The 25,294-nt window shown below is 43.3% G+C and carries 19 protein-coding genes; 6 read left to right on the top strand and 13 right to left on the bottom strand.

Translation table 11 applies throughout. From position 1 onward, the window contains the following. Positions 1-74: 74 nt before the first annotated feature. Both OCU48_RS06085 and gyrA read right to left on the bottom strand, forming a co-directional pair. Positions 75-671 carry a GTP cyclohydrolase II gene (locus tag OCU48_RS06085; protein WP_141344508.1) on the bottom strand — a complete coding sequence of 199 codons (597 nt, stop codon included), beginning with the start codon at positions 669-671 and terminating at the stop codon, positions 75-77. A gap of 210 nt (positions 672-881) precedes the next feature. After that, the gene (gyrA, locus tag OCU48_RS06080; RefSeq protein ID WP_141344507.1) at positions 882-3,521 is read right to left on the bottom strand and encodes a DNA gyrase subunit A; all 2,640 of its coding nucleotides are present in this window, start codon (positions 3,519-3,521) and stop codon (positions 882-884) included. A gap of 285 nt (positions 3,522-3,806) precedes the next feature. Here gyrA and ubiG point away from each other — a divergent pair, with 285 nt between their 5' ends. The 4 genes from ubiG (at position 3,807) to yfaE (ending at position 8,792) form a co-directional block, all read left to right on the top strand. Continuing rightward, complete coding sequence (gene ubiG, locus OCU48_RS06075; protein ID WP_141344578.1) at positions 3,807-4,523, top strand: bifunctional 2-polyprenyl-6-hydroxyphenol methylase/3-demethylubiquinol 3-O-methyltransferase UbiG; 717 nt, start codon at positions 3,807-3,809, stop codon at positions 4,521-4,523. Between the two features lie 481 nt (positions 4,524-5,004). Next, positions 5,005-7,287, top strand: coding sequence for a class 1a ribonucleoside-diphosphate reductase subunit alpha (gene nrdA, locus OCU48_RS06070; protein WP_141344506.1), 2,283 nt, complete (start codon positions 5,005-5,007; stop codon positions 7,285-7,287). 70 nt (positions 7,288-7,357) lie between these two features. Continuing rightward, positions 7,358-8,491, top strand: a complete 1,134-nt coding sequence (nrdB, locus tag OCU48_RS06065; RefSeq protein ID WP_141344505.1) for a class Ia ribonucleoside-diphosphate reductase subunit beta — start codon at positions 7,358-7,360, stop codon at positions 8,489-8,491. 19 nt (positions 8,492-8,510) lie between these two features. Then, complete coding sequence (gene yfaE, locus OCU48_RS06060; protein WP_141344504.1) at positions 8,511-8,792, top strand: class I ribonucleotide reductase maintenance protein YfaE; 282 nt, start codon at positions 8,511-8,513, stop codon at positions 8,790-8,792. A 91-nt stretch (positions 8,793-8,883) separates the two neighbouring features. Here yfaE and OCU48_RS06055 read toward each other — a convergent pair whose 3' ends face one another. Both OCU48_RS06055 and OCU48_RS06050 read right to left on the bottom strand, forming a co-directional pair. Further along, entirely contained in the window at positions 8,884-9,219 is a 336-nt protein-coding gene (locus tag OCU48_RS06055) for a hypothetical protein (RefSeq protein WP_141344503.1), read from the bottom strand. A gap of 218 nt (positions 9,220-9,437) precedes the next feature. After that, positions 9,438-10,697, bottom strand: coding sequence for a molybdopterin-binding protein (locus OCU48_RS06050; protein ID WP_141344502.1), 1,260 nt, complete (start codon positions 10,695-10,697; stop codon positions 9,438-9,440). Positions 10,698-10,910: 213 nt separating this feature from the next. Here OCU48_RS06050 and OCU48_RS06045 point away from each other — a divergent pair, with 213 nt between their 5' ends. Beyond that, positions 10,911-11,780: a DUF3943 domain-containing protein gene (locus OCU48_RS06045; protein WP_208727100.1), complete on the top strand. Its 870-nt coding sequence runs from the start codon at positions 10,911-10,913 to the stop codon at positions 11,778-11,780. A 54-nt stretch (positions 11,781-11,834) separates the two neighbouring features. On the opposite strand, the gene OCU48_RS06040 is transcribed toward OCU48_RS06045, so the two are convergent. The 6 genes from OCU48_RS06040 to OCU48_RS06015 all read right to left on the bottom strand — a co-directional run bounded on the left by OCU48_RS06040 (position 11,835) and on the right by OCU48_RS06015 (position 20,869). Continuing rightward, positions 11,835-14,123 (bottom strand): acyl-CoA dehydrogenase, encoded by a 2,289-nt coding sequence (locus OCU48_RS06040; RefSeq protein ID WP_141344500.1) that lies wholly within the window; start codon positions 14,121-14,123, stop codon positions 11,835-11,837. Between the two features lie 29 nt (positions 14,124-14,152). Further along, positions 14,153-14,779, bottom strand: a complete 627-nt coding sequence (psrA, locus tag OCU48_RS06035; RefSeq protein ID WP_141344499.1) for a TetR family transcriptional repressor PsrA — start codon at positions 14,777-14,779, stop codon at positions 14,153-14,155. Positions 14,780-15,201: 422 nt separating this feature from the next. Further along, complete coding sequence (nhaA, locus tag OCU48_RS06030) at positions 15,202-16,386, bottom strand: Na+/H+ antiporter NhaA (protein ID WP_141344498.1); 1,185 nt, start codon at positions 16,384-16,386, stop codon at positions 15,202-15,204. 252 nt (positions 16,387-16,638) lie between these two features. Continuing rightward, on the bottom strand, positions 16,639-17,754 hold the full coding sequence (locus tag OCU48_RS06025; RefSeq protein ID WP_141344497.1) for a lipocalin-like domain-containing protein: 1,116 nt from the start codon (positions 17,752-17,754) through the stop codon (positions 16,639-16,641). 9 nt (positions 17,755-17,763) lie between these two features. Continuing rightward, the gene (locus OCU48_RS06020) at positions 17,764-20,217 is read right to left on the bottom strand and encodes an ABC transporter permease (RefSeq protein WP_141344496.1); all 2,454 of its coding nucleotides are present in this window, start codon (positions 20,215-20,217) and stop codon (positions 17,764-17,766) included. Further along, positions 20,198-20,869 carry an ABC transporter ATP-binding protein gene (locus OCU48_RS06015; RefSeq protein WP_141344495.1) on the bottom strand — a complete coding sequence of 224 codons (672 nt, stop codon included), beginning with the start codon at positions 20,867-20,869 and terminating at the stop codon, positions 20,198-20,200. Before OCU48_RS06015 ends, OCU48_RS06020 begins: the two co-directional genes overlap by 20 nt. A gap of 167 nt (positions 20,870-21,036) precedes the next feature. Here OCU48_RS06015 and OCU48_RS06010 point away from each other — a divergent pair, with 167 nt between their 5' ends. Beyond that, positions 21,037-22,473: a DUF2867 domain-containing protein gene (locus OCU48_RS06010; protein WP_141344494.1), complete on the top strand. Its 1,437-nt coding sequence runs from the start codon at positions 21,037-21,039 to the stop codon at positions 22,471-22,473. A 134-nt stretch (positions 22,474-22,607) separates the two neighbouring features. On the opposite strand, the gene OCU48_RS06005 is transcribed toward OCU48_RS06010, so the two are convergent. The 3 genes from OCU48_RS06005 to rsuA are packed head-to-tail and all read right to left on the bottom strand — an operon-like array spanning position 22,608 to position 25,205. Then, positions 22,608-23,297 (bottom strand): DUF2913 family protein, encoded by a 690-nt coding sequence (locus tag OCU48_RS06005; protein WP_141344493.1) that lies wholly within the window; start codon positions 23,295-23,297, stop codon positions 22,608-22,610. Next, positions 23,294-24,487 carry a Bcr/CflA family multidrug efflux MFS transporter gene (locus tag OCU48_RS06000; protein ID WP_141344492.1) on the bottom strand — a complete coding sequence of 398 codons (1,194 nt, stop codon included), beginning with the start codon at positions 24,485-24,487 and terminating at the stop codon, positions 23,294-23,296. Before OCU48_RS06000 ends, OCU48_RS06005 begins: the two co-directional genes overlap by 4 nt. Before the next feature lie 19 nt (positions 24,488-24,506). After that, positions 24,507-25,205, bottom strand: coding sequence for a 16S rRNA pseudouridine(516) synthase RsuA (gene rsuA / locus OCU48_RS05995; protein ID WP_141344491.1), 699 nt, complete (start codon positions 25,203-25,205; stop codon positions 24,507-24,509). Between the last annotated feature and the right edge of the window lie 89 nt (positions 25,206-25,294).

The following is a 25,294-nucleotide window of genomic DNA, read 5'->3' as shown; positions in this document are numbered from 1 at the left end:
TCAATACCAAAACTGGTTTAAGTATGGCAAACAACCCTTATTTTAACGAAAAATTTTAGTGCCAGAAATTGTAGCTATACATCGAGGTTGTGTTTACCGTGGGAGGCTTTGGCTTTCAGGTAGTCTTCGTTACCATTTTTTAGATGCGCCATAGTATTAATCACTTCATCGATGCCAATACCATGTTCTTTTAATTCTCGGATTTTTTTTGGGTTGTTAGTCACCAAACGGATACGTTCAACGCCAAGTGCAACCAACATTTGAGCCGCTTCTTCAAAGTCACGCAAGTCATCAGCGAAACCTAGGTGGTTATTCGCTTCGTAGGTATTTAAGCCTTCACTTTGCAACTTGTATGCATCAATTTTATTGTACAGCCCAATACCGCGGCCTTCTTGACGCAGATACAAAAGGATACCGCCCTGCTCTGCCATCTTATTAATCGTTTCATCTAACTGCTCACCGCAATCACAACGAGACGAGTGAAACACATCACCGGTTAAACATTCAGAGTGCATGCGAACAATAGGCGCGTTTTGAGTCTTATCAGCCGACTGAAAGATCATGGCTACATGTTCTTTCTCCGTTTTTAAACCACTAAAAGAAAGGAGTTCAGCGTCAATATCGCTTTTGGTTCCAACTTTTAAATGTACGCGGGCTCTTACTTCTGCCATAACTCTGTCTCTATCTAGATATGTGGTCGATCCTAACCTTAGGATCAATAACTATAGATTTTATATTGGGTTAAATGAAATCTTTTCAAGCCTTTGACCTGCATCAATTTTTAAATCCATATGCAAGAAGCATAAAAGATCATCCTGTATGCGATAGGCATAAAAAAACCGAGCTATAAAAACTCGGTTTTTCTCTATACAAAGAAAACGTTATTCTTCGCTAGTTTCAGAATCGTTAGAATCTGTTGGTGCCTCTGTCGCTTCTGAAGATTCAATAGTTTCGGACGTAGCGCCCTCAGCATCTTCTTCAGTTAGCTCTGCTTCTTCGATTTCATCGATGCGCTGCAGTGCTACAACATTCTCACCTTCTACGGTGCGGATCAAGGTAACACCCTGGGTATTACGTCCCACTTGGCTCACTTCAGATACACGGCTTCGTACAAGCGTGCCACCGTCTGTGATAACCATGAACTCGTCGTTTTCTTCAGTTTGAACTGCGCCAACAACACTACCGTTACGCTCAGAAACCTTAATAGAAACGACACCTTGAGTTGCACGACTCTTCGCAGGGTACTCAGAAATAATCGTACGCTTACCATAGCCATTTTCAGTGATGGTTAAGATGTCACCTTCATTATGAGGAACAATCAAAGAAACCACTTGATCACTGTTAATTAGCTTAATACCGCGTACACCTGCTGCTGTACGACCCATGCCACGTACTTGTGATTCGTTAAAGCGAACGACTTTACCTGATTTTGAGAACAACATGATGTCGCTATCGCCGTCAGTAATGTCTACGCCAATCAAAGAATCTTCCTCACGTAAGTTAACAGCGATCAAACCGTTGCTACGAACGTTAGAGAATTGGTCTAGTGACGTTTTCTTAACCGTACCGTCTGCTGTTGCCATGAAGATAAACTTATCTTCACTGAACTCTGATACAGGAAGAATTGCAGTGATACGCTCACCTTCTTCCAATGGTAAGATGTTCACGATCGGTTTGCCACGAGCGGTACGACTTGCCAACGGTAATTGGTATACCTTCAAGCGATAAGTTTTACCGCGAGTTGAGAAACATAAGATGTTGTCGTGAGTATTCGCCACTAGAAGACGTTCGATATAATCTTCGTCCTTCATCTTCGTTGCACTCTTACCACGGCCGCCACGGCGCTGTGCTTCGTAATCACTTAGGATCTGGTATTTCACGTAACCTTCATGAGAAAGCGTAACCACTACGTCTTCTTGAGTGATAAGATCTTCCATGTCGATGTCATGGATAGCCGCTGTAATCTCAGTACGACGTTCATCGCCGTAACTTTCACGGATAGCTTCTAGCTCTTCTACAATAATTTCCATTAAACGTTCAGTGCTTGCAAGAATGTGCATTAGCTCTGCAATTTCGTCTAATAGTGCTTTGTATTCGTCTAAGATCTTCTCGTGTTCAAGACCCGTTAGTTTTTGTAGACGAAGATCTAGAATGGCTTGTGCTTGTTGCTCTGTCAGGAAGTACTGACCGTCACGGATACCAAACTGTTCTTCTAACCACTCAGGACGTGCAGCATCAGTGCCTGTGCGCTCTAACATCGTTGACACAAGACCTAGATCCCAGCCACGTGCTACCAAGCCCGCTTTTGCTTCCGCTGGTGTCGGTGCTTTACGAATAAGCTCAATGATTTCATCGATGTTAGCCAGTGCTAAAGCAAGGCCTTCAAGAATATGAGCACGATCGCGTGCTTTACGCAGTTCGAAAATAGTACGGCGTGTGACAACTTCACGACGGTGATCAACAAACGCCTTCAACATTTCTTTAAGGTTGAAGTGTTTTGGCTGGCCTTTATCAAGAGCAACCATGTTAACGCCGAAAGTCGTTTGCAGCTGTGTATGCGCGTAAAGGTTATTTAGAACAACTTCGCCCACCGCATCACGCTTACATTCAATAACGATACGCATGCCATCTTTATCAGACTCATCACGAAGCGCACTGATGCCTTCAACTTTCTTGTCTTTTACAAGCTCGGCAATCTTTTCGACTAGACGAGCCTTGTTAACTTGGTAAGGGATCTCAGTAACGATGATAGTTTCTTTGCCTTTGCTATCTGATTCGATATCAGTTTTAGCACGCATGTAAACCTTACCGCGACCCGTGTGATACGCGTCAACAATACCCTTGCGACCGCTAATAAGCGCAGCTGTCGGGAAGTCTGGACCAGGAATGAATTCCATCAACTGATCAATAGTGATGTCTTCATCTTTGATGAACGCCAGACAACCATCAATAACCTCTGTTAGGTTATGCGGTGGAATGTTGGTCGCCATGCCCACTGCGATACCCGAAGAGCCGTTAACCAAAAGGTTAGGTACACGAGTTGGCAGTACTGCAGGAATTTGTTCTGTACCATCATAGTTAGGTACGTAATCGACTGTCTCTTTCTCAAGATCTGCTAGCAGCTCATGAGCAATTTTAGACATACGTACTTCGGTGTAACGCATTGCCGCTGCAGAGTCACCATCGATAGAACCAAAGTTGCCCTGGCCATCCGCTAGCATATAACGCAATGCAAAAGGCTGCGCCATACGAACGATAGTGTCGTAAACCGCACTGTCACCGTGTGGGTGATATTTACCGATTACGTCACCAACGACACGCGCTGATTTTTTGTAAGGCTTGTTCCAATCGTTACCCAATACATTCATCGCGAACAAAACGCGGCGGTGTACTGGTTTCAAGCCATCTCGTACATCAGGCAATGCACGGCCCACGATGACGGACATCGCGTAGTCAAGGTACGAGCCTCGAAGCTCGTCTTCAATATTTACCGGTGTGATCTCTTTCGCTAGATCGCTCATAGAGCCATTATCCCTCTATTATTAGATCGTCTTTTCGATTCCTATAAGAATAAAAAAATATAACACAAATTTCGAGGATTCTGCATTACTTTCACTATCAGATCCCCCCTGTGTGACGTACGTTCGTGCCTAGATGGACATAATTTAAACTAATCATCAATTATGGTTTAAAAAACAATCAGTTCGACTTGTAGATGGCCACAGACATCTCATCGACGTTAATGCAAATGCATTAGATGAATAGTTGGGGTTATAATGTGGAAAATTTCTAAAAGCGTAGTGACTATGGAACAAGGAAAAAACGTCGATCCTGCCGAGATCAAAAAATTTGCGGACATGGCGTCTCGTTGGTGGGACAAAGAGGGGGAATTCAAACCACTGCATCAAATTAACCCTCTTCGATTGCAGTACGTTCAAGACTCTATTGGCGGCTTGTTTGGAAAGAAAGCACTAGATGTCGGTTGTGGTGGTGGAATTCTTGCTGAGAGTATGGCTCTTGAGGGTGCCCAGGTTACAGGCCTTGATATGGGACGTGAGCCACTGGAAGTCGCCAGACTCCACGCGTTAGAAACAGGCGCCAAGCTTGACTACATCCGTATGACTGTAGAAGAGCACGTTGCTACCCATGCAGGACAATACGACGTCGTCACCTGTATGGAGATGATAGAGCATGTGCCAGACCCCCAATCGGTGATCGCTTCCTGCGCAGCCCTTGTGAAACCAGGTGGTCATGTTTTCTTTTCTACCCTCAATCGCAATCTGAAATCTTACTTGTTCGCGATTGTTGGCGCAGAAAAGGTATTGAAGTTACTCCCACAAGGCACACACGACTACAACAAGTTCCTAAAGCCTTCTGAACTAATAAAAATGGTGGATACCACTCCACTTCAAGAAAAAGGGATTACGGGCCTGACCTACAACCCACTATTCGATACTTACGCTTTAGGGCGTAATGTGGACATTAATTACATTGTGCATACTCAAAAAGCGGATAAAGCGTAGCAGTTTACTCTGATTTGCTCTCCGGTTTGATGCTTGATTAAACGGAGAGCATTTTGAGCAGAAGTAACCCGACTTTTATTCAGTTTTTAAGCAAGTTGTTCTTCGTTTGAGCGGAGCATTTTTTCAGCAGTAATCGATCCAATTCTTTGATAAAGATCAAGCAAATTTTTTTTTAACCCTGTTTGATTTTAAGTCACCCACAAGCTGTGCAAAACCCCAAGCCAATTTCCCTATAAACTCATAAGTAAGTGAACGCTAACAGAGAAAATTCCATACACGGTTTATCCACAGAAGATTCTTGCGCTTAAACTTGAAAACTCCCCCCAACCGCACTATCTTGTAAGTCGTTAAAGGGAACACCCCTATATGTAGTGTTTCTACCTCACGAAAGAGGTAGATATGGATCACAAAGCCGTTAATATTTTTCTGCCAAAGTTTAAAAATGTGGCTTTAACCATTGATGTTATGGATATCTAACAGAATGAATCAAAAACTTACCGTCACAAAGCGTCACGGACGCAAAGAAGCGATAGATCTAGAAAAGATCCACCGCGTGATCACTTGGGCTGCAGAAGGCCTAGATAATGTCTCTGTTTCTCAGGTTGAGCTGAAATCACAGATTCAGTTCTATGACGGAATCACCACCTCAGATATCCACGAAACTATCATCAAAGCAGCAGCCGATCTGATCTCTGAAGAGACTCCTGATTATCAGTTCCTAGCAGCGCGTCTATCTGTATTCCATCTACGTAAGAAAGCGTATGGCCAGTACGAGCCACCGACACTATTTGACCAAGTTTCTAAAATGGTTGATGCGGGTAAATACGACAAGCACCTAATAGAAGATTACTCTCGCGAAGAATTTGAATTAATGGATTCGTTCATCGATCACAGACGCGATCTCAACTTCTCTTACGCCGCTGTAAAGCAGCTTGAAGGCAAATACTTCGTACAAAACCGCGTAACTAAAGAGATTTACGAGAGTGCACAGTTTCTGTATATGCTGGTTTCTGCATGTCTGTTCTCAAAATACCCTAGAGAAACTCGTCTAGATTACATCCGTCGTTTCTATGACGCGGTATCTATGTTCAAGATTTCACTACCGACACCAATCATGGCCGGCGTTCGTACTCCTACTCGACAGTTCAGCTCGTGCGTTCTAATTGAGTGTGGCGATAGCCTTGACTCTATTAATGCAACAGCAAGCTCTATTGTGCGTTACGTTTCTCAACGTGCAGGTATTGGCATCAATGCAGGTCGTATTCGTGCATTAGGCTCTGAAATCCGTAACGGTGAAGCATTCCACACAGGTTGTATTCCATTCTACAAATACTTCCAAACAGCCGTTAAATGCTGCTCTCAAGGTGGTGTGCGTGGTGGTGCGGCAACTGTTTTCTACCCGTTGTGGCACGGTGAAGTTCAAAACCTGATGGTTCTTAAAAACAACCGCGGCGTTGAAGAAAACCGTGTTCGTCATATGGACTACGGCGTTCAACTTAACAAACTGATGTACCAACGCTTAATTGAAGGCGGAAACATCACCCTATTCTCTCCTTCGGATGTCCCTGGCCTTTATGATGCCTTCTTCGAAGACCAAGATGAATTTGAGCGCCTATACGCTAAATACGAAGGCGACCCTAGCATCAAGCAAGAGCAAATTAAAGCCGTTGAGCTTTTCAGCATCTTGATGCAAGAGCGCGCTTCTACTGGCCGTATCTACATTCAAAACGTTGACCATTGTAATACACATAGCCCATTTGACTCTAAAGTCGCGCCGGTACGTCAATCAAACTTATGTCTTGAGATTGCACTACCGACTAAACCTCTTGCTAACGTCGATGATGAAAACGGTGAGATCGCGCTTTGTACACTGTCTGCGTTTAATCTAGGTGCTATCAACGAATTAGATGATCTTGCTGAACTTTCAGAATTAGTGGTTCGTGCACTTGATGCTCTGCTTGATTATCAAGACTACCCGCTACCTGCAGCTCGTATTTCAACGATGAATCGCCGTACGTTAGGTGTGGGTGTAATCAACTACGCATACTATCTAGCGAAAAATGGCGTCAAGTACTCTGATGGCTCAGGTAACGCGCTAACGCACCGCACATTTGAAGCCATTCAGTATCACCTATTGAAAGCATCTGTAGTACTGGCGAAAGAGCAAGGAGCATGCCCGTCGTTCCATGAAACGACATATGCTCAAGGTATTCTACCTATCGATACTTACAAGCGTTCTCTAGATAAGATTTGTGAAGAGCCTCTTCACTACGACTGGGAAACATTGCGTAAAGAGATCAAGCAATTTGGTCTGCGCAATTCAACATTGACTGCCCTGATGCCATCTGAAACTTCTTCTCAGATCTCAAACGCAACCAATGGTATTGAACCCCCACGCGGTTACGTTTCAGTTAAGGCATCTAAAGATGGCATCCTGAAACAAGTCGTCCCTGAATTTACACAATATAAAGATAACTATGAGCTACTTTGGGATATCCCAAATAACGATGGTTATTTAAATCTTGTAGGTATCATGCAAAAGTTTGTAGACCAATCAATCTCTGCAAACACTAACTACGACCCTAACAAGTATGAAAGTGGCAAGGTACCAATGAAGCTATTGCTTCGCGACCTATTAAACGCGTACAAGATGGGCGTTAAAACTCTGTACTATCACAATACCCGTGATGGCGCTAAAGACGACCAAAAAGATGTGGTTGTTGAGCAAGATGACGACTGCGCAGGCGGCGGTTGTAAGATTTAATTTTTTAAGCTGAAGGGGTGCGCACTCACCCCTACTTTGCTGTTTAACTTATGGAATAATTGAGGTTCTGATGACCTATAGTACTTTTACTCAAAACAAAAATGACCAGCTTAAAGAACCTATGTTTTTGGGACAGCCGGTTAACGTTGCTCGCTACGATCAACAAAAATTCGAGATCTTCGAGAAGCTAATCGAGAAACAGCTGTCGTTTTTCTGGCGCCCAGAAGAAGTGGATGTATCAAGCGATCGCATCGACTACAACAAGCTTCCTGAGCACGAAAAACATATATTTATCAGTAACCTGAAGTACCAAACATTGCTTGATTCAATTCAAGGTCGTAGCCCAAACGTAGCTCTGCTGCCATTAGTATCTCTACCAGAAGTTGAGACTTGGATTGAAACTTGGTCATTCTCAGAGACGATTCACTCGCGTTCATACACGCACATCATTCGAAATATTGTGAATGACCCTTCTACTGTCTTTGATGACATTGTTGAAAATGAGCACATCCTAAAGCGTGCAAAAGACATTGCACACTATTACGATGACCTCATTCAAGCTACCAATGACTACCATCGTTACGGCGAAGGCAAACATGAAATAAAGGGTGAAATCGTAGATGTAAATCTTCATACATTGAAGAAAAAACTCTATCTATGTCTTATGTCAGTTAACGCTCTAGAAGCAATTCGTTTCTATGTGAGTTTCGCTTGTTCATTCGCCTTTGCAGAACGTGAATTAATGGAAGGTAACGCAAAAATCATCAAGCTGATTGCTCGTGATGAAGCCCTTCATTTATCCGGTACGCAACATATGATCAACTTGCTTCGCAACGGACAAGATGATTTTAGCTTCATGCAAATCGCAGAAGAATGTAAACAACAGTGTTTTGACCTGTTTAAAGAAGCGGCAGAGCAAGAAAAAGAATGGGCAGAATATCTATTCAAAGATGGCTCTATGATAGGTCTTAACAAAGATATTTTGTGCCAATACGTAGAATACATTACTAACATTCGCATGAATGCGGTTGGTTTGGATGCGGCTTACCCTGAAGCAACCAGCAACCCTATCCCATGGATCAATGCTTGGTTATCGTCTGACAACGTTCAGGTGGCACCACAAGAGGCTGAAATAAGCTCTTATCTTGTAGGGCAAATTGATAACGAAGTGTCTGCAGACGATTTTGAAGATTTTGAACTTTAAGGTAGCAACGGCTTAAGCAATGCATAAGGTTACGATAAACAAGGTTACTAGCTTAGTTAATTCAAAGAATACAACGCTTCTTGAATCTATGGAAATGTCAGGGTTAAAACCTGAATACAACTGTAGGGACGGCCATTGTGGCGCATGTCGCTGTAAGATTAGCTCTGGCGAAGTGGAGTATGTTGGCTTTGCTATGGCTTATCTTAAAGAAGATGAGATCCTGCCTTGTATTTGCAGAGCCAAATCAGATCTTAAGCTTGAAGATGTCAACGTACATAAAGAAATACGTTCAGCATCTTAGATAGCTAGTAATAGTAAAAAGCCCCAAACATAAAAATGTTTGGGGCTTTTTTGTATTTTAATATTAGGCGCTTCAATTTTCAGGCAGTTACTTAACCTGCAACAACAGGTACCCATGTATAAGGCGTTTCTGTATTGTCAAAGCGATTGCGACTTTGACGAACCATCCAGTGGTTATTTCCTAGCACCGTCTCTGCGTCATTTTCGCTAACATCTTTACTACCCATTAAGTGGCCGTCGTTATCAAACAATTTGAGCCTATAATTAGCGGTTTGTTGAACTCTATTATTGAGATTTGCACGGTTGAGAATAGAGACGCTTCGCCACATAGTCAGCAAATTGATTTGATCAGAGTGATCGACTTCTCCGAGCAACACCTGATCCGTACCTACTTTGTACCAGATCTCAATCCTTGATTGGTTTTGCATAATACCCTCCCTATCCGTTAGTGAGACAACTCTTTTTAAAGAGCGAGCCACCATTATAAACCTCGTGACACAGTAGAGAAGTAGTGAATTATTCTGAATTAGAAACACCTCAATATTTCTATAATTTACAGACACTTAGCCTTTAGAACAAAACGTTATATTGTAATCAGACCGTCAGTCATACTGGTTGTATCAGTTCGTCATATATAGAGAAAAGATCACAACGTAGTTATGTTGGAAGAGACTCTAGTCACACTACCGTAGTCTGCGAACATCTCATCATTATTTAAGTGACGGCGTAGCATATCGATAGCGATAGCAGAAATCACTATATTGCGGGCGTTAAAACTGTAATCTCTTTTAAATACAACCGATTGGGATAGGATCTTATCCTGCACCTCTAGTATAAACTGTACGCCACCTGACTGAGTGTTAGTAATAATTAGCGTGTTACTGCCTGATCTTTCGAGAGAAAACTGCTCATACAAGCCATCAAGTGTGATTAAATAATCATCACCCTTGAAATGATTCAGCACAGTAGGAATATTCACTGAGTTAATCGTAACATCGTGCTTGAGCGAAGATTCTGCAATCCAATGATGGAAATATCCTTGAGTCGCACAGTCAAACACATTAAGTCCGCGCCCCTGCTCTTTCATCAATGAAGCCGCAAAGTCGCGTACGTCTTGATTTATTGAGATCGTATTTAAAGACAACTCTTGTTCCACACTAGCAATGAACTCACTAACCTGTTCTGAACTGTCACTATAGAAAATCTTAACTTCAATGAAGGGCAACGCCGAACGATAGCCTAAAGACACATCTGCAGGCAGTTTTAAAGCTTCAATTCGATTGGCTATACCTGACTCTGACAAACCGAAAGTATAGATACGATGAACTTGTTTTTGACTCACCGAAGAGAAACGTTGAGAAATATCAGGAAGGATCTGCTCAGCTACCATCGTCTTGAATTCATGAGGAACGCCAGGAGTAAAATAACAAAGTGCACCATGAATATTCACCATAAAGCCACATGCTGTGCCTCTTGGATTATCTAGAATCTCACTGCCCTTGGGTAGCATAGCTTGCTTAATGTTCGATGAAGGCATAGGTCTTTGCCACTGCAAATACATAAGCTCTAAACGTTCGATCCACTCATCATAAAGCTCTAATTCAATCTCTGCGCATAAAGCAGCCGCTTCAGCCGTTAAGTCATCACTCGTTGGTCCCAAACCGCCATTCACGATGACTATGTCATGGTTTGTCGCTAGCGATGAAATTCCCTCAGAAATTGCTTGTAAAGAGTCTCCTACCGTCGTGCGAGTTGTCATTTGAAAGCCACGTTCAAATAAAAAGGCAGACAGCCAACTCGCATTGGTATCGACTATGTCACCAAACAGCACCTCTTCACCCGTACTAAGCATTGCGATTCGAGGCGCTTGCACTTCACGTGCCTTGTCATTTATTTCTTGAGTCATGATCAATGTCTTTATTTGGAGATTAAAATTGAATATAAACCGTTTTGGATTAACAAAAAGTTAACTACACTTCGTATTGTTTACGTCGTGCTGTAAAACAAAAATGTAATAATCGTAAGTCACTGTTTTATTTAGCCATAAAATAATAGATAATTGTGAAATGGATCGAGATATTTTGCATGGGAGCATCTAGTGCAGTTTAAAAAAATTGCCATGTCGTTGTTAGGCCTTTTTAGCACTACCGCTGTTGCTGAGTATGACACAAATAAACATATTGAGTTCTCTTATGTGCCAAGCTGTGAGAGCTCATATCAATATTGTGCCAATAAGTCTGTCAATTATGCAGCATTATCATTAGATGATCACGAGCCAGACTTGAAGTTGGACGCGAATACTAGGCCTATGCACTTAACTATCTCTGATGGTCGTGACTGGGACTATCTTGCGGAACAAACCTACACAATTTTAGGTTTGAGTGTAGCGACTGTTGGCCTTATGACACTTCTTCCCGAAAGTATCACTAAATGGGAAGATGATGATAGAGACCTCAGTAAATTAGGCGAGAAGTGGGTCGATAATGTAAAAGCGGGTCCAACATGGGACAGAGATGAACATTTTCTAAACTATGTTATGCACCCATACTTCGGCGGTGTGTACTATACCGCGGCAAGACACGCAGGATTTAATGAGTTTGAATCATTTGCCTACTCTTTTACTATGTCGACTTTCTTTTGGGAATACGGTGTAGAAGCATTTGCAGAAGTACCATCATGGCAGGACCTTTTTGTAACACCCGTTTTTGGTGCTGTGGTCGGTGAACTTATGCTGCAGGGCGAACAAGATATCTTAGCAAGTGGAGGCCGTGTTTTGGGCTCTGAAACTATGGGTAACATTTCTCTGTTCTTCTTAAACCCTGTAGGTAAAATTCACTACTGGATAACAGATGCGTGGGGAGGAGACACAGAAGCAAACTTTGTAACCAATCCATGGTTTGGTTATCAAGACGCCGCTGTCTTTGCCTTAGATGCTGGCGCACCATACGACAGACAGTTTATTGGTATGCAAGTCAGCTTAAAATTCTAAGCTAGAACCCAGATAAAAAAATCGCGCCTAGGCGCGATTTTTTTATGCTTTAAATTACGCAGCGTCGTTATTTACTGGACGAATGCCCGAAGGTCTATCGGTAAGTACCTCCTCAAAGTCATGACTAAAGTGATCGACTTGTATAGCGCGGTAACGCAACTTATCGGCTTCAAGCACTTTATTCACCTCTTCTTGAGATAAAATCCCTAACTCTTTAGCTAAGCTAAGCTTTTGCAGCAAGGGTTGTTTCTTATCAATACGTCCATCACGAATCGCTTTGGTAACCTTTTTCTCTATAGGAGCAACAGACAACATTGCGTCAAATGCTCTCTCCATAATACCAACGGCATCGTCTTCTTTATCACTCACATAGCAAAGCTTAGTTAAGCGCTCTCTATGTTCGCCCTGCTCCATTAACAGCTGAGCCACTTTCAGCGTCACTGCATCACTAGGTGGCTGAAAATGATTGCCAATAGGGAATACCAACGCCTTCATCGCATATTTTGCCCAACCCACAGGGAAGTTATTATACGCCTGTTGCAATGCCTTCGCGCCGTTGTGCAAACAGTGTTCTACAGCATACTGAACAAACGCTAGATCTTTTTCCTGTTCACCCTCGTCATGATATTTCTTCAACGCAGCAGAAGCCAAATATAAGTAACTCAGCAAATCACCTAGGCGCGCTGAGATCAATTCTTTGCGTTTGAGGTCTCCACCTAAAGTCAGCATCGCAAAATCAGAACTTACAGCAAGCGCTCTACTTAATCGCGTCATGTGTTTGTAGTAGCGTTTTGTTTTACCGCTTACAGGAGAAGAAATAAGGTGAGAACCCGTTAAGGCTGCACCTAAAGCACCTAAACTGTTTTTGGTAGCGTGGGTTATATGCTTGAACAGCAAAGTATCAAATTTACCTGCCGCTTTATCTGTATCTGCCTCTGAAGCCAACTCCATCTCGCTTAATACATAAGGATGGCAACGTGTTGCCCCTTGACCAAATATCATCAGGTTCCGAGTTAGGATATTGGCACCCTCTACCGTTATCGCAACTGGGATACCGTAGTAATGGTGTGAAAGGTAGTTCATTGGCCCTTGTTGAATAGCACGACCCGAATGGATATCCATAGAGTCATCTAGAATAGTGCGAGCCATTTCGGTCATATGATACTTAGCTATTGCCGTCACAATGCCCGGTTTCTCTCCGCTATCAAGAGCTGTAGTAGTTAAGGTGCGACTTGCCTCTAGTAAATACGTTAACCCGCCTATTCGACCTAGACTCTCCGCCACGCCTTCAAAACGGCCGATAGACAAACCAAATTGCTTACGCACCAGTGAATATGCACCTGTTGTTCTAGCCGTTAAGTGTCCCACAGCCGCCCCAAGAGCAGGCAATGAAATACCTCGACCTGCTGATAGACATTCAACTAGCATACGCCAGCCTTTACCGGCGTAATCTGCGCCACCAATAAGCCAATCAATCGGAATAAATACCTTTTCACCACGGGTCGGTCCATTCATAAACGCAAGCCCAAGAGGATCGTGTCTTTCGCCATTTTCCACGCCTGGGTGAGAGGTTGGAATAAGTGCGCAAGTAATGCCAAGATCCGTGCCCTTACCCAATAGGTTTTCTGGGTCTTGGAGCTTAAATGCTAAACCCAATACGGTTGCGACCGGTGCTAAGGTGATGTATCGCTTATTCCAGCTTAGCTCAATGCCCAATACTGTCTCACCATTATGCTCCCCATAACAGACATGGCCACTATCAGGAATCGCTCCCGCATCGGATCCAGCTTCTGGTCCCGTCAATGCAAAGCATGGGATATCTTGGCCATCGGCGAGTCGCGGAAGCCAGTAATTTTTTTGTTCATCAGTACCATAATGTGACAGGAGCTCACCAGGTCCAAGGGAATTAGGTACCATGACCGACACAGCAGCACTTAGGCTTCGAGAAGCAATTTTGGTTACTATGGTAGAGTTAGCAAGGGAAGAAAATGCTCGACCTCCATAGTCTTTCGAAATGATTAAAGCGAAAAACCTCTCTTTCTTGAGGTAATCCCATACTTCTTTAGGAAGGTCTCTGTCTTTTTTGACGACTTGGTAGTCATCAATCATATCCAAAAGAGTCTCTACTTGGTTATCGACAAAACTTTGCTCTTCGGCGGTTAAGGTTGGTTCAGGGTAAGCGTGCAGTTTTTCCCAATCTGGCGAACCGGAAAACAAGTCGCCTTCCCACCAAACACTCCCCGCTTCCATTGCCTCTTTTTCTGTATCTGATAGTGGTGGCAATACTTTCTTGAACATTTTAAACGCTGGATCACTAACCCATTTCCTTCTATATGAAGTCATAACCTTCCCCTTCCCTTAATGGTTAATCTTTAATCTGCACACATTCCCGCGGCCAAAAATGGCACAATCTGGTCGAACATTGCTTCGACATCGGTATTTATTTCAAACTCACTATTGGCGATATCTAATAGAGCTTCACTTGAGGCCATAGTGAAAACACAGGTGCCTAAGGTAAAATGCAATCGCCAAAACAACTTCTCTTTATCTAGATTCGGATTGGCTTGAATCACAGCCTGGGTAAACCTGTCTAAAACATGCCCATAACGCGTTGTAATAAACCACCTAAGGTGACCTTGCACATCGCTATAACCTCTCCCTACCAGTAGCAAAAATCGACTAGCTCCCCGATTAAACTCTTTATCAAGATTGGTTAAGGGGCTTTTTAGCGCATAAAAAACATCGGTCATTGTTACCTGCGAACGTAAATCTAATGATTCAAGTTCACGGTCCAGCAACGGCATGAATTCCTCTAAATACCGATCTAATACTGCCCTGATCAGCGTTTTTTTATCGCCGAAGTGATAGTTCACCGACGCAAGGTTGACGTTAGCTTGGCTGGTAATAGCACGCAAAGACGTATCCTTGAAGCCTTTCTCTGCAAACAAAGACTCAGCGACCTCAATAATCTTTTGTTTTGTGTCAAGTCCTGCGCCCATATTCAATCACCCGTATTAAACGTGCGTTTGAATTTAACAAGAGCGCAACATGAAAGCAACAACAAAAATCAAAGAGATCTGACCAGATCACAATTTGAGCGCATCGAGGAAGATTTACGTCTTAAAAAACAGTGTGTTAAGAAACTGAAGGAAATAATTAGAAATGATCAGAAGAAAAATAGAAATTTAATTGAACTCTTTTGGTGAGTCCCAGTCTTATATTATGTAAGCAACAGAGCAGTATGGATTAGCTTGAAACAAATTCGATTTTTTACTGTTGATTACGACCACTGTTATTTCTTTTGACTCCTATGTTTTGTATAAGCCCAGTCCGACTTGATTGGGCTTTTTTTTATCCAAAATTTACCCATAAAAAAAGGGAGAGCTTTACAGCTCTCCCTTTCTACTTATCAATTTTACTATTAAGACTGAGCTTCCACTGTTGAAGCGTTATTCTCAGCCTCTACCTTCTTTGGGAGCGATATGCTCAGCAAGAAGTAGCCAATCACAGCAGCTAGAGTTGAGCCCATCAGGATACCCAATCGTGCGTGAGTATTGAAGTCTGCATTAGCGCCAGTAAAGGCAAGTGATGCAATAAACATCGACATAGTGAAGCCGATACCACATAACACTGATACTGCGAAGATATGGCGGAAATCAATACCTTCAGGAAGCTTAGCTACACCCGCTTTAACCGCTAACCAGCTAAAGCTAAAGATACCTAGAGGCTTACCAATAAGCAGACCAAGAGCGATACCCATTGGTAGTGCAGTGCCTAATGTCGACAGTGAAATACCTTCTAGTGATACACCTGCATTGGCAAAAGCAAAGATTGGTAGAATCATAAACGAAGACCAAGGATGTAAAGCGTGTTCTAGATGTTTCAATGGAGAGCGCTCACCCTTTTTACCTTTAAGAGGGATAGCAAAACCAATTACAACACCGGCTAGTGTCGCGTGTACACCAGACTTAAGAACCGCGAACCAAAGAATCGCACCGACTAATAGGTACCATTTCAGTGGAGTCACTTTCTTGTGGTTCATGTAGAACAGCAAGCCTGTCATCGCAAAGCCGATAGCCAAGGCTGTTGTAGAAAGATCACTGCTGTAGAACAGAGCGATAATAACAACAACACCCAAATCATCAATAATAGCTAGCGCTAGTAGGAAAACCTTTAGGCTTACTGGCACGCGTTTACCAAGCAATGCCATGATACCTAGAGCAAAGGCTATATCTGTAGCTGCTGGGATAGCCCAACCTGCTAGAGCATCCGCATTACCCATGTTAAACAGTACGTAAACTAAAGCGGGTGCAACCATACCACCTACCGCTGCAATAGCAGGGAAGATAGCGGTTTCACGAGACTTTAGAGCTCCTTCTAGGAGTTCACGTTTTACTTCCAAACCGATCAGTAGGAAGAATAGCGCCATTAGACCGTCGTTGACCCAATGTTCAACAGACATCCCTAACACGTAAGAATGCAGAGCGCCTTGATAAGCTTCGTTAAGAGGAGAGTTCGCCACAATCATTGCTAGCGCAGCTGCGATAACAAGAATTATGCCTCCAGCTGATTCCAGCTTAAAAAAATCTTTTAGCATTTGACTCATATTTAAACCTATACATTTGTGATTAGAATCACACAACTAAGTGGCAGATAGTCTACCTATTACTACCATAAACAAAATTCGATTCTATATACCAATTACTTCGGAATATACGAACTATCAGGCAGAATTATCATAGTTGAACCATAATTAAAGGCAAAATAAAGCCCCTAAGATACTAAAATAATACAAAAGTAATCTAGCAAAACTAGCCTTAGTCTAGGCAGGCTAGCCTATACAGCGTAGACCAATAACTCAGTAGCCGATCAACTGAAGGTAACCGGTAGCGTTGATACTCCCTGAGGCTTCAACTCGACCTGACCATGACGGTATTGACAGATTTACCCACTGCTCAAGACGCGAAGTCTTAGCCGTTAGAAAAATATTATAGTCAGGCACATTCACCACCCATTGCAAAGGTAGGGTTTTGCCATTGCTTAAGGTGCTACTGCCTATTGCATGGATCTCTATTTCATCAGTCTTAAGTGCCACATGACCGCCGTCAGGTGTATAAATATTGCCATAGTGATAGGAATCCATATCCCCTTGATGACGAGTTTTAGTAACGGATAACACTCTTCCATCTTGAAGCCTAAACATAAACTGGTTATAGCCTTTTTGGTCCTGACCAATGATGTCTGTCCCCCATACCTGATTAAACACAGCACTGCCTGACACCTCAATAGTTTGAGTGCCTATAGTCAATGTACCAGTACTTTGAACATAGGGGGCTGTGTATCCATAGAACGCTCTCGACATCAGCTCATGTGTTACCTGATATCCATTTTCTCCCAGCGGGACATAGGGCGTGTCGAGTTCATTGGCAAGGTTAATATCAAATTGATCCGATGAAATAGACAGTTGACCCGGCATTGGAGAACCAGAAAAAGAACGTAAAGACCAATTATCAATAGAGAGCTGATACGGGCGCTGGCGCATGCCAACCAAGCCTATCCCACCTCTTGCAAATCGTTGGTCACGGAACACTTGATCTGGTGTGGTAACAATCGCTTGAGAAGTGTAGATTTGTGGCGACTCCCAGCCAGTTCCCTCATCTTCAGACATAGAGATTCGAAATAAAAACCACTGCACGAGGTATTCATTCCCTTCGCTATCATCAAGCATGGCAATATATCGCCAAACTTCATGCTGAAACTTTGGGTGTACCCTAAAGTCGTCGGGGAAATTAATTCTGGGTCCAGGCAATACCGGCTCAAAAGTATCATCAACCTCACTTTTGAGAACGTCTATGGTCAATAGAGGTTGCTGTTCTGCACTCCACAGTTTGTATACCAGTATCCCAATACCAGAAGACAGTGCCACAAAAGCGGTGATTATCAGCAGTAGACGTTTATTAAAAAATATTTGCATTATTCTGCTCTATAACGCGTCACGCAGTGATTTCATCGGAGTACGACGAATAACTTGCAACACTGGTATGGCTCCCGCCAACATCAAGGCACCTACGGTGAGTGCCAATGTCCCTAAATAATCCCATGGCACCACATGCAACTGCATACTCCAGCCAAAGGTTTTCTTCAAAATAAGTTCTACAACATTACTCGCAAGTGCCATGCCAAGTGGAATTGCCACGCAAGACGCCACCAAGCCGAATGCGAACAGCTGTGCTCCGCCAATAAACACTAATTCTTTTCCTGATACCCCCAAACAGCGAAGCAAGGCAACATTACGCAATCTCGACGCCTCACCCGCAAGAGTAGCAAAGAAGATACCAAATACGGCCACAATCAGGGTTAGGTTGCCTAACGTGTCAGTGATACCAAAGGTTCTGTCAAAAATCTTCAATGCATGCTCATGGATAGTGTTGTTGTTGACCACCCGCTCAGCCGGCGTTCGATAGATAGAGATCAATTTAGAAGTCAGACTTTCGGCTTGAGATTTATCATTGAGCACAACCCCTAGTCCTATGCTTCCTTGCCCAGGCAGCAACAAGCGCCAACTATTCTCAGATAACAAGACCTGATCATAAGGATTGCCATAATCGTAGTAGACCCCCACCACACGCCATTGCTGACCTATAGGTGCAGGCAGTGAAATATAATCCCCCACTCTAATGTTCCGTTTTAGAGACATAGATTCGCTGATCATAACGCTACGAGAGTGATGCAGGTGATGCCAATAGTCAGGGATGGTTACTTTCTCGGACAAAGAGCCCTCTTCTCCAGCACTATTACCTGTACTCACCAGATTAATATTACCATCGAGCGTCACCAGTTCAGTTTCCCAGCGTTGCCAAACTTCTTTCACTTCTGGCTGTTTTTCAAGCCAAGACGTCATTCTAGGCGCCGCATTGACCGTAGGGTGAATATAAACATCTGCGGCGAGGCGTTGTGAAAGCCATTTGTCAGTGGTTTCTCTAAAGCTTCCCACCATTGTTTCGACGCCGACGTTCGCTGTGATCGCCAACATAAAGGCCATTAACGCCACACCTCGGTAACTCATTGAAGCTGCGGCATCTGCAAAGAACCAACGTGCTCTTACCCAGCGTAATCGATACGATAGATAGGTAAATAGCTCAAATATGATGTACGGCACCACTAAAGCAACGCCCACTAGCATAAAGCCTAGAATACTAAACCCAGCATAAACTCCTTCTCCAAACTGAAGAATGAACACCGCGGCAAATAAACAAAACGCAGATAATACCGCTTGCCAAAAAAACTCTTTACCTGCAAAACGAACTAAGGATAAACGTGCAGTCAGACGAATAGGCTGAGAACGTACTAGACGAACTAAAGGCCAAGTGCATGAGAGTAAAACTCCCAAGATCGCCATGCCTAAGCTCTTGAGACTCCAAGTCCAACTCCAGTTGATCACAAGATCAATACTTGCGTTATAAATAGCGCCAATACTCATAGACACAGCAGGCAATAATTGATTGGCTAGCATTAAGCCCAAGACATTACCTGAAAGCCAACTGACAACAACTAGAATAACCAACTCTAAACTTAGAGCCGCCACCAACTGCCCACCCGAAACGCCTACTTGACGCAACACACCAACAACGGTTTGTCGTTGAATGAACGAGAGTGACATTGCTTGATAAAAGATAAACAAGCCAATTAAGAATGACAGCATTCCCATTGCGGTGAGGTTGAGATGGAAAGCTTCTGTCAGAGAGACCAATTCAGCACGAGTATTTTTGCGTAAACTCATCCCCTCAGGGAGCATGGAGCGAATCTTATCGAGTTTTTGTTGGCTCAAATTTCCGCAGCCAATTAAAGAGAAGCCTGTGCCTCTTCTTAAATTGCGAGTTACCGCCATATCTACGATTAAGTTTGAACCCTTTACTAGCTTTTGATTATCGACCACAAGAGGGCCGAGTTCCTTGCCATCTTGCAATTTAAGGCGTTGTCCCTCTTCCCATCCCATGTACTTCATATAGGTGTGATTGACCAAAACAGGATAAGGAGGCTGCATCATTTTGAGTATCGGATTTTCTAGAATATCAGATCTAAAAAACACCTCAGCTGTTGCTAAAGCATCAATACCTAGTAGCTGAATTTCGCCGCCCTCATCAGTACGAGAGCGAAAAATATCAAACGGAATACATTGATGGAATCCTTCGCGGCGCATCTGTACATAGAAGCCCTGAGGAATAGTATTTGAACTGCTCTTGGATTGGATTCGGTAAGGCAAAGGGTTTGCGAAAAGGCGCTCACCGTGTGTGTAAGAGAGCTTTGCATGCTGGTTAATGGCCAATACACCAACCAGAACCGAAATGCCAAGGGACAGCCCCAGCCAGACTAAAATCATCTGTAATGGGTGCCGCTTGTAATGACCGAGTAGCGCTTTAGCTATTGGCCATAACATGCAGTTGCCCTCCTTGCAGGCGCACGGTTTTTTCCATATAGGCAGCGACTTTCTCACTGTGTGTCACGAGCAGTAACGTGCAGTTAAATTCTTTAGTCAAAGACGTAAACAAACGCATTACCGCTTCTGCATTCTTCTCATCGAGGCTACCTGTTGGTTCATCCGCCAAAAGAATCGACGGTTCCATATACAGAGATCGAGCAATGGCAGCACGTTGTTGCTGTCCACCAGACAACTCTTCTGGATATCGGCCCAATAGAGGCATAAGGTCCAGGGTTGCCAATATCTGACGCCACAATTGGCTATTTTCAGGTAGACCTTTTAACTGGCGAGAAAAACGAATATTGTCGGCAATGTTCAGCGTGGTCAATAAGTTATATTGTTGAAAAACATGACCAATATGATTTCGACGATAGCGAGTACGATTGTTCTCTTTGAAGTTATGCATATCATAATCGCCAAACCAGATTTCACCAGAATCGACTTTATCTAGGCCTGCGATCAGATTAAGAAGCGTACTCTTACCTGCGCCAGATTCTCCCATAAGTGCTATTTGTTCACCTCTGCCAATCGTTAGATCAGCACCCTGTAATACCGGATGAAATTCTCCACCGTCAACAAATCCCTTGCTAACACTTACCAGTTTCAACATTAATGGTTACCTTTTACCCATCTTAAGCTCACCTAATTATTCAATCTCGATAATGAGAGGACTCTTTTGAAAAATGTGCTGTATTATTCAGCAAGATTATGAAAAAGTGAGGGTTTTCAGCAAATAGTATACTCTTATCTATAGGATAGAACCAAGTAGGAATCAGGATGAACTCAAAAAAGGTATTGGTCGTTGGCGCATCTGGCTATGTTGGCTCGCAACTTGTACCACTGTTGCTGGAAAAGGGGCATCGAGTTACTGCTAGTGCTCGCAACTCCACACTATTAGAAAGTCGAATTTCCAACCACGCTAATCTCACATTTAAAGAACTAGATTTATCCGACAAACTACAAACTCTAGAAGTGGTTGACGATTATGATTTAGTGTTTTTCTTGGTGCATGGTATGAATCATGGACATGACTTTCTTGAGTATGAGTTATCACTGGCTCATCACTTCGCCGAAGCACTAAACCAAAACGCTATTGGTCAGGTTATTTACCTAAGTTCTCTACAACCACAAACTGGCGACTCAGAGCATCTTAAAGCTCGTCGTGAAACAGGTAATATTTTACGCCATACCCAAGTGCCGATTATCGAACTTCGTGCAGGCGTCATTATCGGTCCAGGTTCTGCAGCTTTTGAAATAATGCGCGATTTTGTCTACAACCTTCCCGTACTTATTACGCCAAAGTGGGTAGATTCACAGGCCAATCCGATAGCCCTGCAAAACCTCAATCATTATCTCCTCTCTTTAGTCGATGAAACGCCAACAAACAGTGAATTTTACGAAGTAGGTGGCGCTGATACCCTTAGTTATAGAGAACAGTTTAAAGTGTTATGTAAGGCCACCAATAATCAATATCGCTTATTTTCCACTCCCCTTCTTACTCCAGCTATGGCGTCAGTATGGCTAGGTCTCGTGACTTCAGTGCCTAGTAACATTGGTCGCGCTTTGCTATCTGGCTTGAGTCATGATTTTGTTGCTGACTCCCAAGCAATACGTACCCGCTTTCCTCAGCCTCTTCTTTCTTACCGAGAAATGATTACCGAGACACTCGATCATGAAGATGAGTTTGCGCGTGGTAAAGTTTGGGGATTCGACCCTGCCGCTCTTAAAAGATGGCAGCCCGGCTATGGCTACTACCCTAAGCAAGCAGGAGCAAGCATCACCACTGAAGAGAGCTCTGAAGATTTATGGAACGTAGTCAAAACGTTAGGGAGTCCTAAAGAAGGCTACTTCTACGCCAATATTTTATGGCGTACTCGAGAATGGCTAGATTTATTTGTTGGTGGTGGTCGTCCGAAACGACGAGTACCCGAAGGCCCAACCTTAAAGGTGGGTGACAAGATAGATTCTTGGAAGGTGATTCGTATCGAAGAAAACCAGTTTCTTTCACTACTATTTGGCATGAAAGGCCCCGGATTAGGTCGTTTAGAATGCACTATTATTGACCATGGCGATCACCGAGAGTTAGACGTTAGAGCGTGGTGGCATCCAAAAGGTTTTTTGGGGCTGCTTTACTGGTATGCGATGTTCCCAGCGCATCTGTTTATTTTTAAGGGAATGGTAAAAGCCATTTGCCGTAAGGCCAAAAAAAGCTAGAACCTCGATTCTAAGCTACAAGCTACAAGCTACAAGCTAAGTTTTACGGTATGCGTCATCCCCGAGTGCTTTTATCGGGGATCTATACACGAGAAAGATACCCACAACTAATAGCCTTCGAGAATGACTGTTTTTTAGCTGTCAGCTTTAGGTTGATATTCTTCCAACGAAAATCCAAGCGGTATCTCAGCGAGAATTGGGCCTTGGTTGCTCGGATAAATTAGGTATTCTCCGTGGTATTTAACCTTAGATTTATAATCTGTCTGCTTATGCAACATCATGCCACAGCGCAGAGCTTGTTGAATAAATTGTGCGTGGTTGCCACGAACAAAAAAGCTCATTGGGCGTACTAATTCTTCCCCACCATCAAAGCACGATTCACATTGATTGGCGCACAAGACAAACGAACTTTCACCATCGGTAAATACTTGGCTTTTTACAGATTCAGTTAGGTCATATTCATTGGTAACGCTCCAACCTAACCCTTCCATATCGTCCATTAACTGTTCGATCTGCTTGTCTAAAACAGGTGTCACTTCTACGTTTGTTCCAAAAAACATTCCATAGAAATCTGATAGCGTTTGAAAACGAGCATAAAGGCCAGTTTTACTGCCTTGGCTTCGCCCCATCTTCTGCCATGCAATCAAATCTTTTGCCATCAAAGTCGCAAAGCGTTTTTCTTTAATACTTTTAGTAATCCAACGCAGCAGAGAGTTAGTATTACTTACTGGCGTATCAGCCAATTTCCCAGATTTATGTTGTTGGTCTATGTCCAACAAAGCAGAATCGACTAACTCAAGCATTTGTTCAGCGTAGCTTTTCACTGTTTAGATTCTCCGAATACTTTATAGATTACGATAGATAACACGGCACAAAGTGCCATCATAGTTAGCATTGGCCAGCTTTTATCGCCGGGTAAATGAGCCACAATAAAGCCCATTAAAGAGCCAATACCAAAACGCATGGTACCGGCAATAGATGAGGTTGTTCCGGCCATGTTCGGGTATTTATTTAGCAGTAGTGCCATACCATTACTACCAATGGTGGAAATGGTACCCACGTAAAACATGACACAAGGCACAATAAACACCAACCCTAGATCAGCCACCCAACAGATGAACAAACCGAAGCCCGCCAGAAGCTGAATAGTCAATCCAAACATGATCATCTTGTTTGAACCATACTTCTTTACTACCCTGCCATTTAGCGTAGTAAACATCACCAAGGTTAATACATTCAGGCCAAACAAGTAGCCAAAGTCTTGGGGAGCAACACCGTAGATATCAATATAAACAAAAGCACCAGCAGTTAGGAATACAAACATACCCGAGAATGAAAACGCACCACACAAAACTAGGCCCATGGCTTGTTTATTTCTAAGTAAACCGGCATAGTTTCTCAATGAGGTCCGTAAATGGAGCGGCTGCCGATTTTCTTTAGCCAACGTCTCCGGGATCTTATAATAAATAGCCACCAGCATGATGACTGAAAATACAGCAAGGATACCAAAGACCGCTCGCCAGCCCGCAATCACAGATACATGACCACCAATAAGCGGTGCTACCAATGGTGCAACGGTCATTACAAGCGTAATAAATGACATGGTTCGAGCAAAGTCTTCTGCCTCAAACATATCTCTAACCACCGCTTGAATCACCACAGCAGCAGCAGCACCTGCAAACCCTTGCAACAATCTAACCCACACCAACATTTCAACTGAGTGGGTAAAGGTACAACCAATAGCGCCAGCTAAAAACAGCCCAACACCGCCCAGTAATACAGGCTTTCGACCAATACTATCGGCTAATGGGCCGTAAAATAACTGACCTACCGCAAAACCTAATGTGTAGATCGTCAACGTGATCTGCACATCCCCTGGTGTAACACCAAAATCTTCGGCAATCGCAGGCATTGCGGGTAGGTACATGTCTATAGCAAGGGGCGTCAATGCGGAGATCGCCCCCAAAAGCACAAACATCATGAAACTCAGCTGGGCCGCTGATTGTTTCGTCATAATATTGTTATCCTAGTGATTATTTTTTGAAGATAGAGTCGATCTCTAGCTGAGTCAGATCGCGATACTCTCCAAGCTCCAGTGTGTCATCGAGTTCGATAGCGCCGATGCGCTCTCTATGAAGTCCCACCACTTTGTTACCTAAAGCAGCAAACATACGCTTCACCTGATGATATTTACCCTCGTGGATAGTCAACAGTACTTCTTTCTCATCTACTACTTCCATTTGAGCCGGCAAGGTTGGCTCACGCTCATTGCGAAGTAGGATTCCCTCTGAGATTTGTTGTTGATAATGCTCTTGCACAGGATCGGCAAGCCAGACTCGGTAGGTTTTATCACATTTGTGTTTAGGCGAGGTAATACGGTGTGACCATTGGCCATCATCAGTAATCAATAATAAACCCGTAGTGTCCACATCTAATCGGCCCGCAAAGTGCAAATCTTCGTAACGAACTTCATCAATAAGAACGAAGACTGTATGGTTGAAACCGTCTTCATGAGAACACACCACACCCTCTGGTTTGTTCATCATCAAGTAACGTGGTCCTCGAAGGAGAATAGGACGCTCTTGCCATTCAACGCTTTGTCCGTCTTTGACTTTAACAGAGCCAGATTTGACTACAATGTCATCAATCGTTACATCACCACTTTTGATCAACTTAGTAGCATCTTTACGGCTAATGCCCAATCCATCACACAAATACTTATCTAAACGCATCTTAACCTAGGAGTTTTTAAGAGTTTGAAATATCGCCCTACTGCGTCACAGCGAATCTAAGACCCTTGGTATGAATACCAATAAAGAAG

The sequence above is a fragment of the Vibrio inusitatus genome, from assembly GCA_024346935.1.
Taxonomy (GTDB): domain Bacteria; phylum Pseudomonadota; class Gammaproteobacteria; order Enterobacterales; family Vibrionaceae; genus Vibrio; species Vibrio inusitatus.
The sequence above is the reverse complement of the archived record's forward strand: the minus strand, read 5'-3'. Positions and strand labels throughout refer to the sequence as shown.

What these genes read in the sequence shown, in the direction of transcription:
- OCU48_RS06085 (WP_141344508.1), bottom strand. Translation starts at nt 671, where the DNA reads ATGGCAGAAGTAAGAGCCCGCGTACATTTAAAAGTTGGAACCAAAAGC.
- gyrA (WP_141344507.1), bottom strand. Translation starts at nt 3,521, where the DNA reads ATGAGCGATCTAGCGAAAGAGATCACACCGGTAAATATTGAAGACGAG.
- ubiG (WP_141344578.1), top strand. Translation starts at nt 3,807, where the DNA reads ATGGAACAAGGAAAAAACGTCGATCCTGCCGAGATCAAAAAATTTGCG.
- nrdA (WP_141344506.1), top strand. Translation starts at nt 5,005, where the DNA reads ATGAATCAAAAACTTACCGTCACAAAGCGTCACGGACGCAAAGAAGCG.
- nrdB (WP_141344505.1), top strand. Translation starts at nt 7,358, where the DNA reads ATGACCTATAGTACTTTTACTCAAAACAAAAATGACCAGCTTAAAGAA.
- yfaE (WP_141344504.1), top strand. Translation starts at nt 8,511, where the DNA reads ATGCATAAGGTTACGATAAACAAGGTTACTAGCTTAGTTAATTCAAAG.
- OCU48_RS06055 (WP_141344503.1), bottom strand. Translation starts at nt 9,219, where the DNA reads ATGCAAAACCAATCAAGGATTGAGATCTGGTACAAAGTAGGTACGGAT.
- OCU48_RS06050 (WP_141344502.1), bottom strand. Translation starts at nt 10,697, where the DNA reads ATGACTCAAGAAATAAATGACAAGGCACGTGAAGTGCAAGCGCCTCGA.
- OCU48_RS06045 (WP_208727100.1), top strand. Translation starts at nt 10,911, where the DNA reads ATGTCGTTGTTAGGCCTTTTTAGCACTACCGCTGTTGCTGAGTATGAC.
- OCU48_RS06040 (WP_141344500.1), bottom strand. Translation starts at nt 14,123, where the DNA reads ATGACTTCATATAGAAGGAAATGGGTTAGTGATCCAGCGTTTAAAATG.
- psrA (WP_141344499.1), bottom strand. Translation starts at nt 14,779, where the DNA reads ATGGGCGCAGGACTTGACACAAAACAAAAGATTATTGAGGTCGCTGAG.
- nhaA (WP_141344498.1), bottom strand. Translation starts at nt 16,386, where the DNA reads ATGAGTCAAATGCTAAAAGATTTTTTTAAGCTGGAATCAGCTGGAGGC.
- OCU48_RS06025 (WP_141344497.1), bottom strand. Translation starts at nt 17,754, where the DNA reads ATGCAAATATTTTTTAATAAACGTCTACTGCTGATAATCACCGCTTTT.
- OCU48_RS06020 (WP_141344496.1), bottom strand. Translation starts at nt 20,217, where the DNA reads ATGTTATGGCCAATAGCTAAAGCGCTACTCGGTCATTACAAGCGGCAC.
- OCU48_RS06015 (WP_141344495.1), bottom strand. Translation starts at nt 20,869, where the DNA reads ATGTTGAAACTGGTAAGTGTTAGCAAGGGATTTGTTGACGGTGGAGAA.
- OCU48_RS06010 (WP_141344494.1), top strand. Translation starts at nt 21,037, where the DNA reads ATGAACTCAAAAAAGGTATTGGTCGTTGGCGCATCTGGCTATGTTGGC.
- OCU48_RS06000 (WP_141344492.1), bottom strand. Translation starts at nt 24,487, where the DNA reads ATGACGAAACAATCAGCGGCCCAGCTGAGTTTCATGATGTTTGTGCTT.
- rsuA (WP_141344491.1), bottom strand. Translation starts at nt 25,205, where the DNA reads ATGCGTTTAGATAAGTATTTGTGTGATGGATTGGGCATTAGCCGTAAA.